The following is a 15,336-nucleotide window of genomic DNA, read 5'->3' as shown; positions in this document are numbered from 1 at the left end:
GCGGCGCCCCCTTTGAGGGGGAAGCGCCGCAGGCGCTTCGGGGGTGAGCCTTGCTCACGTGAGATTTTCCACTCGGAGGCGCGTCACCTTCGAACGCACGAACGGCAATGCCTCGATGCGCTCGATCGCCTGATTGACGTTGCCTTCGACCGCCTCGTGCGTCAGGAAGATGATGTCGGCGCCACCGATGTGCGACGGCTGCTGGATCATCGAACCGATGGAGATGGAGCGGTCGGCCAGGATGCGGGCGATGTCGGCCAGCACGCCCGGCTGGTCGTCCACGCGCAGGCGCAGGTAGTACGAGGTGCTGACCTGTTCGATCGGCAGGATCGGCGTGTCGGACATCGCGTCCGGCTGGAAGGCCAGGTGCGGCACGCGGTTGCCCGGGTCCGCGGTATGCAGGCGGGTCACGTCGACCAGGTCGGCCACCACGGCGGAGGCGGTGGGCTCTTCGCCCGCGCCCTGGCCGTAATACAGCGTCGGGCCGACAGCGTCGCCCTTGACCAGCACGGCGTTCATCGCGCCTTCGACATTGGCCAGCAGACGCTCCGCCGGCACCAGCGCGGGATGCACGCGCAGCTCGATGCCGTCGGGACGGCGCTTGGTCACACCCAGCAGTTTGATGCGGTAGCCCAGGCGCTCGGCATGCTCGATGTCCTCGGCGGCCAGCTGCGAAATGCCTTCGATGTAGGCGCGATCGAACTGGACCGGCACGCCGAAAGCCAGCGAAGCCAGCAGGGTCAGTTTGTGAGCGGCGTCCACGCCTTCCACGTCGAACGTGGGGTCGGCTTCGGCGTAGCCCAGGCGCTGCGCCTCGGCCAGCACGTCGGCGAACGGCAGGCCGCGCGAACGCATTTCCGACAGGATGAAGTTGGTGGTGCCGTTGATGATGCCGGCCACCCACTGGATGCGGTTGGCGGTCAGGCCTTCGCGGATCGCCTTGATGATGGGGATGCCGCCGGCGACGGCGGCCTCGAAGGTGACCATCACGCCGCGCTCGTGGGCCGCCGCGAAGATCTCGTTGCCGTGCTTGGCCAGCAGCGCCTTGTTGGCGGTCACGACGTGCTTGCCATTGGCAATGGCTTCCAGCACCAGCTCGCGCGCCAGCGTGTCGCCGCCGATCAGCTCGACGACGATGTCGATTTCCGGATCGCGCACCAGCGCGTGCACGTCAGTATCGACCTTGATCGCATCGCCAACGCGCGCGCGCGCCTTGGCCACGTCACGCACGGCGGCGCGGGTCACTTCAATGCGGCGGCCGGCGCGGCGCGCAATCTCTTCCGCGTTGCGCGACAGCACCGCCCAGGTGCCTCCGCCAACCACGCCCAGGCCGAGCAGGCCGACTTTCATGGGATTCATCGCGGCGCCTTCTGCGGGCGGGCGTTGAGGGGAATTCATTTTTGGTTCTCCATAACTGCTGAGCGAGAAACTCCACACTTGGCTGCACCACGCGGGGCCGCGCGGAGCCGGCTTCGCCGGTCCGCTGCGGCGCCCCCTTGAGGGGGAAGCGCGCAGCGCTGCGGGGGTGGTCCTACTTCAGCAATCCGTCCTTGCGGAACATGTCTTTGATGCCTCGCACCGCTTGCCGGGTGCGCTGCTCGTTTTCGATAAGAGCGAAGCGTACGTACTCGTCGCCATACTCGCCGAAGCCGATCCCGGGGGACACGGCCACCTTCGCATCCGACAGGACGCGCTTGGCAAATTCCAAAGAGCCCATCGCCCTGTAGGGTTCGGGGATCTGCGCCCAGATGTACATGGACGCCTTGGGAATTTCCACATTCCAACCTGCTTCATGCAAGCCGCGCACGAGCACGTCGCGACGGCTTTGGTACTGCGCCACGATCTCGTTCACGCAGTCCTGCGGGCCGTCCAGGGCGGCGATGGACGCCACCTGGATCGGCGTGAACGTGCCGTAGTCGTGATAGCTCTTGATGCGCGCGAGCGCGTTGACCAGCTCGCGGTTGCCGACCATGTAGCCGATGCGCCAGCCCGCCATGTTGTAGCTCTTGCTCATCGTGAAGAACTCGACGGCGACATCGCGCGCGCCGGGCACCTGCATGATGGACGGCGCCACGTAGCCGTCGAAGGTGATGTCGGCATAGGCCAGGTCGTGCACCACCAGGATGTCGTGTTCCTTCGCCAGCGCCACCACGCGTTCGAAGAACGACAGGTCCACGCACTGCGCGGTCGGGTTGCTGGGAAAGCCCAGCACCATCATCTTGGGCTTCGGGATGGACTCGCGCACGGCGCGCTCCAGTTCCTCGAAGAAGTCCACGCCCGGAGTCATGCGCACGGAACGGATGTTGGCGCCGGCGATGACGGCGCCATAGATGTGGATCGGATAGCTGGGGTTCGGCACCAGCACGGTGTCGCCGCGGTCCAGCGTGGCCAGCATCAAGTGGGCCAGGCCTTCCTTCGAGCCGATGGTGACGATGGCTTCGGAATCCGGATCGAACTCGACTGCGTAGCGGCGCTGGTACCAGTCACAGATCGCCTTGCGCAGACGCGGGATTCCCTTGGACACGGAATAGCCGTGCGTGGTCGGGCGCGTCGTGGCTTCCACCATCTTGTCGACGATGTGCTTGGGGGTCGCGCCGTCCGGGTTGCCCATGGACATGTCGATGATGTCTTCGCCACGCCTACGCGCCGCCATCTTGAGCTCGCCGGTAATGTTGAAAACGTACGGGGGCAAACGCTCAATGCGGGAGAACTTCCTCATGATGGGAATCCTTAGGGGCGAAAAAAGGGCAAAAAAAACCAGGGCGCGTATGCGCGAAGGGGAAATGGGTCTGAAACGCCGCGCCAGCATCAGATTGCAGCGCAGCAAAACCCTGTAATCTAGCGCAAGGAGGCCCAGGCGGCAAATGGGAAAAAAACGGGGCCGTTTTTGACTCTCGCGCCAGGAAAATCGCGCGGCTCGGGCCCCTGTTTCACGTCCGGACCGCCCCCAGGCAAAACATGCCTCCTCGCAGGGCAGAAAACGGGCGCGGCGGGTCCGGCGCGCAGGCCCTTCCCCTCTCGTGGATACCCTGCAACATGGCGTCATCCTGATGCGCTATTATCGGGCCATATAGCCGGAGTTTTTATTGAAGCTGCATACCGATCCTGCGACGGCCGCTCTGAATACCGTCACCGCCTATGGCGATGGCTATATCGAGGTCAACCAGGTACGTTTTTCCTCCTCGGTCGCATTCGGCCCCGAAGGCGAAGTTACCCACTGGCCCGTTGAGTCGCCGGCCGACATCACCCCCTCCCTCTTGCGCCAGGCTGCCGGATTATCCGAGCCCGTCCGCGACCCCTTGGCTTTTCTGGACGAACCCGAAGCCTCCCCCAGCCGCCCCGGGAACGCGCCGGAAGTGCTGCTGGTGGGCACGGGCGCGCGGCAGCAGTTCCTGCGACCCGACGTGCTGCGCCCCCTGCTGGCGGTCGGCATCGGCGTGGAAATCATGGATACCCATGCCGCCTCGCGCACCTACAACATCCTGATGGCGGAGGGCCGGCGCGTGGTCGTGGCCCTCATCCCCCCCAACGGAGAATCCAAGAAATGACGCCGACCATAGGCAAGCCCGCCCCGCTGTTCACCGCCGAAAGCACCATAGGTCCGATCAGCCTGGAGCAGTGCCAGGGCCGCGCCGTGATCCTGTATTTCTACCCCAAGGACAACACGCCTGGCTGCACCACCGAAAGCCAGGATTTCCGCGATCTGAACGCCGAATTCCTGGCGGCCAGCGCCGTGGTCATCGGCATCTCGCGCGATTCACTGAAGTCGCACGAGAACTTCAAGGCCAAGTACGAACTTCCGTTCCCTCTAATCTCCGACGCCGACGAAACCGTGTGCAATCTGTACGGCGTCATCAAGCAAAAGAACATGTACGGCAAGCAGGTGCGCGGCATCGAACGCAGCACCTTCCTGATCGATGCGTATGGCGTGCTGGTGCAGGAGTGGCGCGGGGTGAAGGTCCCGGGCCACGCCAAGGAAGTCCTGCAGGCAGCAAAAAGCATCGGTTAGCCGTAGGCACAGGTTTACCCGTCAGGCGCTATAGCCGGCCCACACTGGAGAGTGACAAATATGCCGCTTCCGAAGTTGCCCACCCGTCCCGCAGCCATCCTGACCTTCCCCTCGGGCGAATCCGCCCGGGCGCAGGCCCGTAGCACCAAGACCGCCGCTGCGCGGTCCAGCACCCAGGCAGTCCTCGCCGAGGACGACGACAACGAGTTGCTCGTCCAGCCCGAACTCGACGGCTTGGCCGCCCCGGCCCGCAAGGCGCAGATCCCGGCTCCTGCCCGCCAGGTGCCGCCGCCGCCCCCCGCAGCCCCTGCCCCGCGCGCCGAGACGCGCCGCGCCAAGGCCGCCCCGGCTCCAAGCAAACGCGCCAAGGCGCGCGCCCAGAACGAGCCGCGCAAGCTGTTCGTGCTGGACACCAATGTGCTGCTGCACGACCCCAGCTCGCTGTTCCGCTTCGAAGAGCACGACATCTTCCTGCCGATGATGACGCTCGAAGAGCTGGACCACCAGAAGAAAGGCATGTCTGAAGTGGCGCGCAACGCGCGCCAGGTCAGCCGCTCGCTGGATGCCCTGGTGCAGGACGCGACCCAGCTCGACGAAGGGCTGGAGCTGACCAAGCTGGGCAACAAGGACGCCACCGGCCGCCTGATGTTCCAGACGACCGCGATCCACAGCACCCTGCCCTCGGACCTGCCCATGGGCAAGGCCGACAACCAGATCCTGGGCGTGGTGCGCGCCCTGCAGGAAAAATACCCGCAACGCGAAGTCGTGCTGGTGTCCAAGGACATCAACATGCGCCTGAAGGCGCGCGCGCTGGGCATGGCCGCTGAAGACTACTTCAACGACCATGTCATGGAAGACTCGGACCTGATGTATTCGGGCGTGATGCAGCTGCCCGAGGACTTCTGGAACAAGCACGGCAAGGACGTCGAATCCTGGCAACAGGGCGGCACCACCTTCTACCGCATCCATGGCCCGCTATGCTCGCAGTTCGTGGTCAACCAGTTCGTCTACTTCGAAGGCCAGATGCCCCTGTACGCGCAGGTGCGCGAGGTCAGCGGCAAGATGGCGGTGCTGGCGACGCTGCGCGACTACACCCACGGCAAGAACAATGTCTGGGGCATCACGGCGCGCAACCGCGAGCAGAACTTCGCCATGAACCTGCTGATGAACCCGGAATGCGACTTCGTGTCGCTGCTGGGCCAGGCGGGCACCGGCAAGACGCTGCTGGCGCTGGCCGCGGGCATCACGCAGGTGTTGGAAACCAAGCGCTATACCGAGATCATCATGACCCGCGTCACGGTGCCCGTCGGCGAAGACATCGGTTTCCTGCCGGGCACGGAAGAAGAGAAGATGCTGCCCTGGATGGGCGCCCTGGAAGACAACCTGGACGTCCTCAACATGGGCGAAGGCGAAGGCAACGGGGACTGGGGGCGCGCCGCCACCATGGACCTGATCCGCTCGCGCATCAAGGTCAAATCCCTGAACTTCATGCGCGGCCGCACCTTCCTGAACAAGTACCTCATCATCGACGAAGCGCAGAACCTGACGCCCAAGCAGATGAAGACCCTGGTCACGCGCGCCGGTCCCGGCACCAAGGTGATCTGCCTGGGCAACATCGCCCAGATCGATACGCCCTACCTGACCGAAGGCAGTTCCGGCCTGACGTTCGTGGTCGACCGCTTCAAGGGCTGGCCGCACTCGGGACACGTGACGCTGCAGCGCGGCGAACGTTCGCGCCTGGCGGACTACGCCGGGGACGTGCTGTAACTCCTTGTCCCGTAATGAAAAAAGCCCCTTGATTGCTCAAGGGGCTTTTTTTTACCGCCGCGCCGACTGCGATTACTTGTCGGCGGCGTTGGTGATGGCGTTGCCAGCCTTGGACATGTCCTTGCCCATGCCCGCGACGGTATTGCAACCGGCGAGGACGAAGCCGAACACGACAAAGGCGGTCAGCACGATCTTGCTGCGCATGCTGGCGCTCCTGAAGTGGTGGGATGAAACCGGTGCGTACTTTAAACGATCTGGACGCGCAGTTCGCCCAGGCCTTCGACGCCGCCGGTGATCACGTCGCCTTGCAGCACGGCGCCCACGCCCTCAGGCGTGCCGGTGAAGATGATGTCGCCGGGTTGCAGCTCGAACAGGCCGGACAGGTAGGAGATGCTTTCCGGCACGTTCCACAGCATCTGCGAGATGTCGCTGGACTGCTTGCGCTGGCCGTTAACGTCCAGCCAGATGGCGCCCTTTTCCAGGGTGCCGACGACGCTGCGCGGGTGGATCGGACCCAGCGGCGCGGACAGGTCGAAGGCCTTGCCGATTTCCCAGGGACGGCCCTGCTTCTTCATTTCGCCTTGCAGGTCGCGGCGGGTCATGTCCAGGCCCAGCGCGTAACCCCACACGCAATCGTTGGCCTGTTCGACCGGAATGTCGCGGCCGCCCTTGCCCAGCACCACCACCAGTTCCATTTCATAGTGCAGATTGGAGGTCTTGGGCGGATACGGCATCTTGCCGGTTTCGCCGTCGGCCACGCTCAGCACCGCATCGGCGGGCTTGCAGAAGAAGAACGGATCCTCGCGGCCGGTGAAGCCCATTTCCTTGGCGTGTTCGGCGTAGTTGCGGCCGACGCAATACACGCGGCGCACCGGGAACAGCGCGGCGCTGCCGGCAACGGGAACCGCCACGGGCGGCTGAGGAGGCAATACGTAGTCCATGTTCAATCGACCTATGAAGAATGCGTGGCCGGAATCCGGCACAAGAAAACAGCCAGCCCTGCGAGGCTCCCGCCACCCGGAAAGGCAGCGAGGCCGCCTCTCCTGGAGGCGGGCCGGACGATGAAAAGTCATCCGCGAGTTTATCCCTTTCCGGAGAGCGCGGCGCGACCCCGAGCATTCAGCTGAAAGTAGGAATTTCCCCGTCGTACACCACCAGGCGCTCGATGAAGCCTGCCATGTAGGCCTTCATTTCCTGGTGCGCGGCAGAGACCTGGTAGCGGTCATGCGCCGGGCCGTCCGCGAACGCCGCCACCACGGCATGGGTCAGGCCATCCGAACGGCTGGCCACGTTGGGCCGGAAGGCATAGCCCGCCACCCCTTCGCATTCGGCCAGGATCCGCTGGCAATAGCCCTGGACGCGATCATGGAACCGCGCGTCGGCGGCGTCGGACAGTTGCAGCATTACGACATGCAAGAACATCAGGATTCCTTTTTCGAGCGGGTGAGCGCCAGCCAGGCCCGCGAGACCAGCCCCATGATGCCGTCACGGAACAGAAGCACGCAAAGCACGAAGATCGCGCCCTGGACGATGAGCACCCACGACCCCAGCGGCGCCAGGTAGTTCTGCAGCGACACGAAGGTGAAGGCGCCCGCCAGCGGACCGAACACGGTGCCGATGCCGCCCAGCAGCGCCATCAGCACCACTTCGCCGTTGGCGTGCCAGTGCACGTCCGTCAGCGAGGCCACGCCGAACACCAGCACCTTCAGGCCGCCGGCCAGCCCCGCCACCGAGGCCGACAGCGTGAAGGCCATCAGCTTGTAGCGCGAGGTGGAATACCCCAGCGAGCGAGCCCGCTGCTCGTTGTCGCGCACCGAGCGAATCACTTCGCCGAAGGGCGAATTCAGCACGCGCAGCACGAAGGCATAGCCCAGCGCGAACACCAGCAGCGTGAAGTAGTACATCGGCATCACGCCCTCCAGGTCGAAGACGCCGAACAGCTTGCCGCGCGGCACGCTCTGCAGGCCGTCCTCGCCGCCGGTGAAGCCAGCCTGGACCGCGATGAAGTAGACCAGCTGCGACAGCGCCAGCGTGATCATCGCGAAGTAGATTCCCTGGCGCCGGATGGCGATGGCGCCGAAGGCCAGGCCCAGCAAGCCGCCGGTCAGCACCCCGGCCAAGAGGCCGAGCTCGGGCGTGGCGCTCAACAGTTTCATCACGATGCCGGTCGCATAGGCGGCCGCGCCGAAGAACGCGGCGTGGCCGAAGGACAGCAGGCCCACGTAGCCGACCAGCAGGTTGAACGCCGCCGCGAACAGCGCGAAGCACAGCACCTTCATCAGGAAGGTCGGGTAGATGAACCAGGGCGCGACCAGCGCCGCCACGGCCAGCGCCGCCATCGCGATGCGCATGCCGCCGCGGCTCAGCTGCACCGGCTCGCGGGTCGCCTCGGCCGCCAGCACGTTCTGCACCTGCAGGGGCTTGCCGAACAGGCCGGCCGGCTTGCAAAGCAGCACCAGCACCATGATGATGAAGATCGCCAGGTTGGCGGCCTCGGGATAGAACACCTTGGTCAGGCCTTCGATGATGCCCAGCCCGAAGCCGCTGACGATGGCGCCCATGATCGAGCCCATGCCGCCGATAACCACCACCGCGAACACGATCACCACCAGGTTGGAACCCATCATCGGGCTGACCTGGTAGATGGGCGCTGCGATCACGCCCGCCACCGACGCCAATGCCACGCCCAGCGCATAGGTCAGCGTGATCAGCAGCGGCACGTTGATGCCGAAGGAGCGCACCACCGTGGGATTCTCGGTGGCGGCGCGCAACATCGCGCCCACGCGGGTCTTCTCGATCAGCACCCAGACCGCCAGGCACAGCACCAGAGACACCGCCACGGCCCAGCCGCGGTACCAGGGCAGGAACATGAAGCCCAGGTTGATGCCGCCGGTCAGCGCCTTGGGTATCGTGTAGGGCAGCCCCGACACGCCGTAGGCCTGCCGCAGCCCGCCTTCGATCAGCAGCGCGATGCCGAAGGTCAGCAGCAGGCCGTACAGGTGATCCATGCGGTAGGTGCGCGAGATCAGCAGGCGCTCGACCACGATGGCGAACACGGCCATGATGAGCGGCACCAGCACCAGCGCGGCCCAGTAGTTCACGCCCAGGTAGTTCAGCAGCATCCAGGCCAGGAACGCGCCCGCCGTGTACTGCGCGCCATGGGCGAAGTTGATGATGTTCAACAGGCCGAAGATCACCGCCAGGCCGATCGACAGCAAGGCGTAGAACGAGCCGTTGATCAGGCCGAGCAGGAGCTGACCGAATAGTGCCGTGGACGGCACGCCGAAAATTTCGAACACGTGGATTCTCCCCTCAGACGCCCAGGCGGCGCTTGATCCGCTCCGGATCGTTGCGCGCTTCTTCCGCCGACAGCTGGTCGACCACGCAGCCGTGCTCCATGACGTAGTGGCGGTCCGCCACCTTGGTCGCGAAACGGAAGTTCTGCTCGACCAGCACGATGGTGAAGCCCCGCTCCTTCAAGGTGCGGATGGCCTGCCCGATCTGCTGCACGATGACCGGCGCGAGGCCTTCGGTGGGCTCGTCCAGCAGGATAAGCTGGGCGCCGGTGCGCAGGATGCGCGCGATCGCCAGCATCTGCTGTTCGCCGCCCGACAGGTTCCCGCCGGAGCTGTCGCTGCGTTCGCGCAGGTTGGGAAACAGCGTGTAGATCTCTTCCAGCGACATGCCGCCATCGGCCAGGCGCGGCGGCAGCAGCAGGTTCTCGGTCACGTTCAGACTGCGGAACACGGCCCGCTCTTCCGGGCAATACACCACGCCCAGCCGGGGAATGCGGTGCGGCGCCATGCCCACCGTCTCCTGGCCGTTGAGGCGGATGGAGCCGCGGCGCTTGTCCAGGATGCCCATGATGGCGCGCAGCGTCGTGGTCTTGCCGGCGCCGTTGCGGCCCAGGATGGTGACGAGCTCGCCACGCTGCACTTCCAGGTCCACGCCGTGCAGCACGTGGGATTCGCCATACCAGGCGTTGAGGTCCTTGATAGCCAGCATCTCAGTGCGCCTCCTCGTCCGAGCCCATGTATGCCGTGATCACGCGCTCGTCGCTCGACACGGTGGCATAGTCGCCCTGGGCCAGCACCGCGCCGCGCGCCAGCACCGTGATGGTGTCGGACAGGTCCGCCACCACCGACAGGTTGTGCTCGACCATCAGGATGCTGCGGTTGGCCGACGCGCGCCGGATCAGCGCGGCGATGCGGGTCACGTCTTCCTGTCCCAGTCCGGCCATGGGTTCGTCCAGCAGCATGATTTCCGGCTCCAGCGCCAGGGTCATCGCGATTTCCAGCGCGCGCTTGCGGCCGTAGGGCAGCAGCGCGGCCGTGGTATCCGCCAGTCCGGTCAGGCCGACCGCGTCCAGCAGCTCCATGGCGCGCCCGTTCAGGCGGTCGACGCTGCTGCGGCTGCGCCAGAAGCGCCAGCCGTCGCCGTGCTGGCGCATCAGCGCCACGCGCATGTTCTGCAGCACCGTCAGGCCCAGGAACACGGCGGATATCTGGAACGAGCGGACGATGCCCAGCCGCGCGATCTGCTCGGGCGCCAGTGAAGTGATGTCGCGGCCGCGATAGTGGATGACGCCCGCATCGGGCGTGAGGAACTTGGTCAGCAGGTTGAAGCAGGTCGTTTTGCCTGCGCCGTTGGGGCCGATCAAGGCGTGGATGGAGCCTTCGCGCAAGGACAGGGACACGCCGTCGACGGCGTTGAAGCCGCCGAACCGCTTGATCAACCCCTGCGCGGACAGGACCGCTTGGGTGCTCATGGCAGCGCTCTCCTACATGCGGGCCAGCAGGCCGCCGTCGATCGCCAGGACGTTTCCGTTGACGAAGGAGGCGGCCGCCGAAGCCAGGTAGACCACCGCCGGAGCGATGTCTTCCGGCGCGGCCCAGCGGCCCGCCGGCACCGCCGAGGCCAGGAAGGACTGGAATTGCGGATTGTCCTGCAGCCCCTGCGTGAAATCGGTGCGCACGAAGCCGGGCGCAAGCGCGTTGCAGGTGATGCCGCTGGCGCCGTATTCCACCGCCAGCGCGCGGGCGAAGGCGGCGATCGCGCCCTTGGCGGTGGCATAGGCGGCGATGTTGGGCATGGTCGCCTGCCCCGCCACGGACGACATCAGCACGATGCGGCCGAAGCCGCGCTTGCCCATGCCGGGCAATACGGCGCGCGCGCAATGGAAGGCGCCATTGACGTGCACGTTCTGCAAGGCCTGCCATTCGGCGGAACTCATCTCCACCACCGGCTTGCGGTTCTGGTTGCCGGCATTGCTGACCAGCACGTCGATCGCCAAGCCGGCGCTTTCCAGCTGTGCCACGGCAGCGGCCACCGCCTGCTCATCCGCGACGTCGAAAGGCGCGCCGTGGGCCTTGATGCCCTCCGCCGCCAGCTTTTCGCAGGCGGCGCTGCAGGCCTCGCCGGACAGGTCATTGATTACCACCTGGGCGCCCGCCTGGCCCAATGCCCGCGCGATGGCATAGCCCAACCCCCTTGCGGCGCCAGTCACCAGCGCGACGCGCCCCGCCAGACCGAACGTGCGGTCCAGATAGTCGTGTTTCAAGCTTGTCTCCTTGGTTTTATATGCGCCGGATTTCTTGGTCCGGCCTGCGTCGCTGCATGCTTCCGTCCGGCGAAAACATGATTGACATAAATCTCAATATACGCGACTATTTTTAAACACTCAATAACAAGATTTTTTCTTTATCTCTCATAAAGAGTTCTGGTAGGAGACATCATGGCCCTGGAAACTCCCGGCTGCCCCGCAGCCAACGCCTTGCCGCCCCTGGCTTCGCGCTTCCTCAAGGTTGCCGAACTGCCCTGGAAGCCCACGCAAGTGGAAGGCATAGACATGAAGGTACTGATGCAGGACAAGGACACCGGGCTGCTCACCGCCCTGTTCCGCTGGCAGCCCGGCACCGAGCTGCCCTTGCATGAACACGTGGAGGTCGAGCAGACCTTCGTGCTGGAGGGCTCGATCGTCGATGCCGAGGGCGAGGTCTGCGCCGGCGACTACGTGTGGCGTCCGCGCGGCAACCGGCACGTGGCGCGCGCACCCAACGGCGCCCTGGTGCTCAGCTTTTTCCTGAAACCCAATATGTTCATCGACGCCTACGCCGGCCAGACGCTGGAATAAGCCGAATCCGCGCGACCGCCCGGCACAGGACGGCGCGCAAGCAATCTGCCCCCGAGGAGACATACCCATGAAGACCCGTTTGAAGAACAGCCTGGCCGCCTGCGTGCTCGGCGCCCTGTCCGTGTCCGCGCAGGCGCAAGTGTCGGACGACGTCGTGAAGATCGGCGTGCTGGGCGACCAGTCCGGCATGATGGCCGACCTGTCCGGCAAGTTCGGCGTGGAAGCCGTGAAGATGGCTGTCGAGGATTTCGGCGGCACCGTGCTCGGCAAGCCCATCGAGGTGATCTCGGCCGACCACCAGAACAAGGTCGACATCGGCGTGGCGACCGCGCGCCGCTGGTACGAGAACGACAAGGTGGACCTGATCCTGGACGTGCCCAACTCCGCCATCGCGCTGGCGGTGCAGGACCTGACCCGCCAGATGAAGCGCGTGGTGATCTTCACCAGCGCCGGCTCGGCCGACCTGACCGGCAAGGCCTGCTCGCCCAACGGCATGCACTGGACCTACGACACCTACGCCTACGCCACCGGCGTGGCCAGCGGCGTCACGGAAGACGGCGGCAAGAGCTGGTACTTCATCACCTCCGACTACGCCTTCGGCCATTCGCTCGAACGCGACGCCATGGCGGTCGTCAAGGCCAAGGGCGGACAGGTGGTCGGCAGCGTGCGCCATCCCATCGCCAGCGCCGACTTCTCCTCGTACCTGCTGCAGGCGCAGGCCTCCAAGGCCCAGGTGATCGGTTTGGCCAACGGCAGCGGCGACACCATCAACAGCATCAAGCAGGCCTTCGAATTCGGCATCATGGGCAGCAAGCAACGCGTGGCCGCCCTGTTCATGAGCATCGTGGACGTGCGCAGCGTGGGGCTGGAATACGCGCAGGGCCTGAACCTGGTGGAACCCTTCTACTGGGACCAGGACGACAAGGCGCGGCAATGGTCCGAACGCTACTTCAAGCGCACCGGCCGCATGCCGTCCATGGTCCAGGCCAGCAACTACAGCGCCACCATGCACTACCTGAACGCCGTCAAGGCGGCTGGCACCGACGCTTCCGAGCCGGTGCTGAAGAAGATGCATGAAACGCCCATCAATGACTTCATGACCGAGAACGGCCGCATCCGCGAAGATGGCCGCGTCATGCGCGACCTCTATCTGTTCCAGGTCAAGAAGCCCTCGGAATCCAAACGCGACTGGGACTACTACAACCTGGTCCGCAAGATTCCCGCCGAACAGGCCTTCCGTCCGCTGAAGGATGGCGGCTGCCCGCTGGTGAAGTCGTGATGGGCGGCGCGCTTGGACTGCTGGCCGGCAAGCGCGCCATTGTCACGGGGGGCGCCAACCCCCGCGGCATAGGCGCCGCCATCGTCGACCTCTTCATCGCGCAAGGCGCCACGGTGGCCGTGCTGGACCAGGCTTATCCAGAGGGGGCCGGCGCGGCGCTGGCCGCGGGCCGGGTCGACCTGCATTGCGACGTGTCGCGCGCCGCCTCCTGCGAGGCGGCAGTGGCGCGGGCGAAGGAAGCGCTCGGCGGCATCGACGTGCTGGTCAACAACGCCGGCATCGTCGCGGCCACCCGCATCTGGGACCTGCCCGAGGACGAGTTCCGGCGCATGGTCGAAGTGAACCTGACCGGCACCTACAACGTCACGCACGCGGCGTTGCCCGAATTGCTGCAAAGCCCGAAGCGCCCCGCCATCGTCAACCTGGGCTCCACCGCGGCCCTGCGCGGCGGCGGCCTGCTGGGCGGTTCGCACTACGCGGCCTCCAAGGGCGGCGTCGTCAGTTTCACCAAGGCGCTGGCCCGGGAACTGGGGCCTCGCGGGGTGCGCGCCAATTGCGTCGCCCCGGGCATCATCGAAACGGACATGACGCTGGGGAAATTCGGCGAAAATTGGGAACAAGAACTCAAACAGGGCATTCCGCTTCAGCGCTTCGGCTCGCCCGCCGAAGTCGCCCAGGCCATACTCTTCCTGGCCTCGGACCTGTCCTCCTATTCAACCGGCATCGTGGTCGACGTCAACGGCGGCTTCCACATTCACTAGGCGCGCCCTCCCGCAATGAGCACTCCAGACCGCATGCTGTCCATCCTCGACCTCTTTCGCGACGACACCACCGCCGCGTTCCAGGAAGACGTCATGGCGCATCTGGATTGCTCGCGCGCCACGGCCTACCGCTACCTGAAGTCGCTGACCGAGAGCGGGCTGCTGGCGCCCACCTCGGGCGGCGCGTATGTACTGGGCTCGCGCATCATCGAGCTGGACCGCCACTTGCGGCGCCACGATCCCTTGATGCGCGCGGCGCGCGACGTCATGCGCGCCACCGGCGACGAGCTCCATGCCAACCTGATGCTGTGCAACTACTACGGCGACAAGGTCATGTGCGTGGACCGCTACTGGACCGACGACTCCGTCGAATCCAGTTACGCGCGCGGCCGTCCGTACACCATGTTCCACGGCGCCACGGCCAAGCCCATCCTGGCGAACCTGCCGCCGTACCAGCTGCGCAACCTGATGCTGTGGCATGCGGCGGAAATCCGCGAGGCCGGGCTGGGTGAAGACTGGGACGAGTTCCGCGCCAACCTGAAGCGGCTGCGCGCGGCGGGCGTGTACGTGTCGCACGGCGAGGTCGATCCCGGGCTGATAGGCATAGGCTCGGCCATATTCAGTCCGGAACAGAAGGTGGTCGGCAGCCTGGTGTTCATCGCCGCCGCTGCCCGTACCTCGCCCGAGCGGCTGGAGATACTGCAGGCCCGCATCCAGGTCGCAGCCGCGCAGGTGTCGCACAACCTGCAGGCCCCGCAAAGCAACGGCGCGGCGGCGATCGGCATCATGCCGTCGCGGCCGCGCCGCATCAAAACACTTGCTAAATCGAAGGCCTGATCAAGCCTTGCTGTAGCGCTCGGCGCTGCGGACGATTTCCTCGTGCGCGGCGTCCAGGCCCTTCCAGCCCTTGACCTTGACCCACTTGCCCTTTTCCAGGTCCTTGTAGTGCTCGAAGAAGTGCTGGATGCGGGCGATGTCTTCCGCCGGCAGATCTTCGTAGGACTTGATGTTGCGGTACGGGGGGTACAGCTTTTCGATCGGCACGGCCAGCAGCTTGGCGTCGCCGCCCGACTCGTCGTCCATTTCCAGCACGCCGATGGCGCGGCAGCGCACGACCGCGCCGATCTGGATCGGGAACGGGGTCAGCACCAGCACGTCGGCGGGGTCGCCGTCTTCGGACAGGGTTTGCGGGATGTAGCCGTAGTTGCACGGGTAGTGCATGGCGGTCAGCATGAAGCGGTCAACGAAAATCGCGCCCGTGTCCTTGTCGACCTCGTACTTCACCGGGTCGGCGTTCATGGGGATTTCGATGATGACGTTGAAGTCTTCCGGCAGCTTCTTGCCAGGGGAGACGCGATCAAGACTCATGATTCAACCTTGTTGTGTG

General features: G+C 65.4%; 17 protein-coding genes. 7 read left to right on the top strand and 10 right to left on the bottom strand.

What is annotated here, in order from left to right:
• Positions 1 to 54: 54 nt before the first annotated feature.
• Complete coding sequence (locus HWY37_RS27855; protein WP_175208323.1) at positions 55 to 1,359, bottom strand: homoserine dehydrogenase; 1,305 nt, start codon at positions 1,357 to 1,359, stop codon at positions 55 to 57.
• A 172-nt stretch (positions 1,360 to 1,531) separates the two neighbouring features.
• Positions 1,532 to 2,719 (bottom strand): alanine transaminase, encoded by a 1,188-nt coding sequence (gene alaC, locus HWY37_RS27850; RefSeq protein ID WP_008164319.1) that lies wholly within the window; start codon positions 2,717 to 2,719, stop codon positions 1,532 to 1,534.
• A 367-nt stretch (positions 2,720 to 3,086) separates the two neighbouring features.
• Here alaC and HWY37_RS27845 point away from each other — a divergent pair, with 367 nt between their 5' ends.
• The 3 genes from HWY37_RS27845 to HWY37_RS27835 are packed head-to-tail and all read left to right on the top strand — an operon-like array spanning position 3,087 to position 5,776.
• Positions 3,087 to 3,548, top strand: a complete 462-nt coding sequence (locus HWY37_RS27845) for an Mth938-like domain-containing protein (RefSeq protein ID WP_175208296.1) — start codon at positions 3,087 to 3,089, stop codon at positions 3,546 to 3,548.
• A complete protein-coding gene (locus tag HWY37_RS27840; RefSeq protein ID WP_175208297.1) occupies positions 3,545 to 4,009 on the top strand; it encodes a peroxiredoxin in 465 nt (154 codons plus the stop codon). Before HWY37_RS27845 ends, HWY37_RS27840 begins: the two co-directional genes overlap by 4 nt.
• Positions 4,010 to 4,069: 60 nt before the next feature.
• Positions 4,070 to 5,776 carry a PhoH family protein gene (locus HWY37_RS27835; protein ID WP_175208298.1) on the top strand — a complete coding sequence of 569 codons (1,707 nt, stop codon included), beginning with the start codon at positions 4,070 to 4,072 and terminating at the stop codon, positions 5,774 to 5,776.
• A gap of 72 nt (positions 5,777 to 5,848) precedes the next feature.
• Here the strand turns inward: HWY37_RS27835 and HWY37_RS27830 are convergent, their stop codons facing one another.
• From HWY37_RS27830 to HWY37_RS27800, 7 genes are all read right to left on the bottom strand, one after another.
• Positions 5,849 to 5,980, bottom strand: a complete 132-nt coding sequence (locus tag HWY37_RS27830) for an entericidin A/B family lipoprotein (RefSeq protein ID WP_042792660.1) — start codon at positions 5,978 to 5,980, stop codon at positions 5,849 to 5,851.
• Between the two features lie 41 nt (positions 5,981 to 6,021).
• Entirely contained in the window at positions 6,022 to 6,717 is a 696-nt protein-coding gene (locus HWY37_RS27825; RefSeq protein ID WP_175208299.1) for a fumarylacetoacetate hydrolase family protein, read from the bottom strand.
• 178 nt (positions 6,718 to 6,895) lie between these two features.
• Positions 6,896 to 7,198 (bottom strand): Dabb family protein, encoded by a 303-nt coding sequence (locus HWY37_RS27820; RefSeq protein WP_175208300.1) that lies wholly within the window; start codon positions 7,196 to 7,198, stop codon positions 6,896 to 6,898.
• A complete protein-coding gene (locus HWY37_RS27815; protein WP_175208301.1) occupies positions 7,198 to 9,075 on the bottom strand; it encodes an ABC transporter permease in 1,878 nt (625 codons plus the stop codon). The genes HWY37_RS27820 and HWY37_RS27815 overlap by 1 nt, the downstream gene beginning before the upstream one ends.
• A 13-nt stretch (positions 9,076 to 9,088) precedes the next feature.
• Positions 9,089 to 9,781, bottom strand: coding sequence for an ABC transporter ATP-binding protein (locus tag HWY37_RS27810; RefSeq protein WP_175208302.1), 693 nt, complete (start codon positions 9,779 to 9,781; stop codon positions 9,089 to 9,091).
• Between the two features lies 1 nt (position 9,782).
• Positions 9,783 to 10,544 carry an ABC transporter ATP-binding protein gene (locus HWY37_RS27805; RefSeq protein ID WP_175208303.1) on the bottom strand — a complete coding sequence of 254 codons (762 nt, stop codon included), beginning with the start codon at positions 10,542 to 10,544 and terminating at the stop codon, positions 9,783 to 9,785.
• 12 nt (positions 10,545 to 10,556) lie between these two features.
• The gene (locus tag HWY37_RS27800) at positions 10,557 to 11,336 is read right to left on the bottom strand and encodes an SDR family NAD(P)-dependent oxidoreductase (RefSeq protein ID WP_176090299.1); all 780 of its coding nucleotides are present in this window, start codon (positions 11,334 to 11,336) and stop codon (positions 10,557 to 10,559) included.
• Positions 11,337 to 11,510: 174 nt separating this feature from the next.
• On the opposite strand from HWY37_RS27800, the gene HWY37_RS27795 reads away from it, so the two are divergent.
• From HWY37_RS27795 to HWY37_RS27780, 4 genes are all read left to right on the top strand, one after another.
• Positions 11,511 to 11,909 (top strand): cupin domain-containing protein, encoded by a 399-nt coding sequence (locus HWY37_RS27795; RefSeq protein ID WP_175208305.1) that lies wholly within the window; start codon positions 11,511 to 11,513, stop codon positions 11,907 to 11,909.
• Between the two features lie 67 nt (positions 11,910 to 11,976).
• Positions 11,977 to 13,188, top strand: a complete 1,212-nt coding sequence (locus tag HWY37_RS27790) for an ABC transporter substrate-binding protein (protein ID WP_176090298.1) — start codon at positions 11,977 to 11,979, stop codon at positions 13,186 to 13,188.
• Positions 13,188 to 13,949 (top strand): SDR family oxidoreductase, encoded by a 762-nt coding sequence (locus HWY37_RS27785; RefSeq protein ID WP_176090297.1) that lies wholly within the window; start codon positions 13,188 to 13,190, stop codon positions 13,947 to 13,949. Before HWY37_RS27790 ends, HWY37_RS27785 begins: the two co-directional genes overlap by 1 nt.
• A gap of 15 nt (positions 13,950 to 13,964) precedes the next feature.
• Positions 13,965 to 14,786, top strand: a complete 822-nt coding sequence (locus tag HWY37_RS27780) for an IclR family transcriptional regulator (RefSeq protein ID WP_176090296.1) — start codon at positions 13,965 to 13,967, stop codon at positions 14,784 to 14,786.
• Here the strand turns inward: HWY37_RS27780 and ppa are convergent, their stop codons facing one another.
• Positions 14,787 to 15,317, bottom strand: coding sequence for an inorganic diphosphatase (gene ppa, locus HWY37_RS27775; RefSeq protein ID WP_175208309.1), 531 nt, complete (start codon positions 15,315 to 15,317; stop codon positions 14,787 to 14,789).
• Between the last annotated feature and the right edge of the window lie 19 nt (positions 15,318 to 15,336).

The sequence above is a fragment of the Achromobacter anxifer genome (assembly GCF_903652925.1).
GTDB lineage: Bacteria > Pseudomonadota > Gammaproteobacteria > Burkholderiales > Burkholderiaceae_B > Achromobacter > Achromobacter anxifer.
This window is presented reverse-complemented; position numbering and strand designations above follow the sequence as displayed.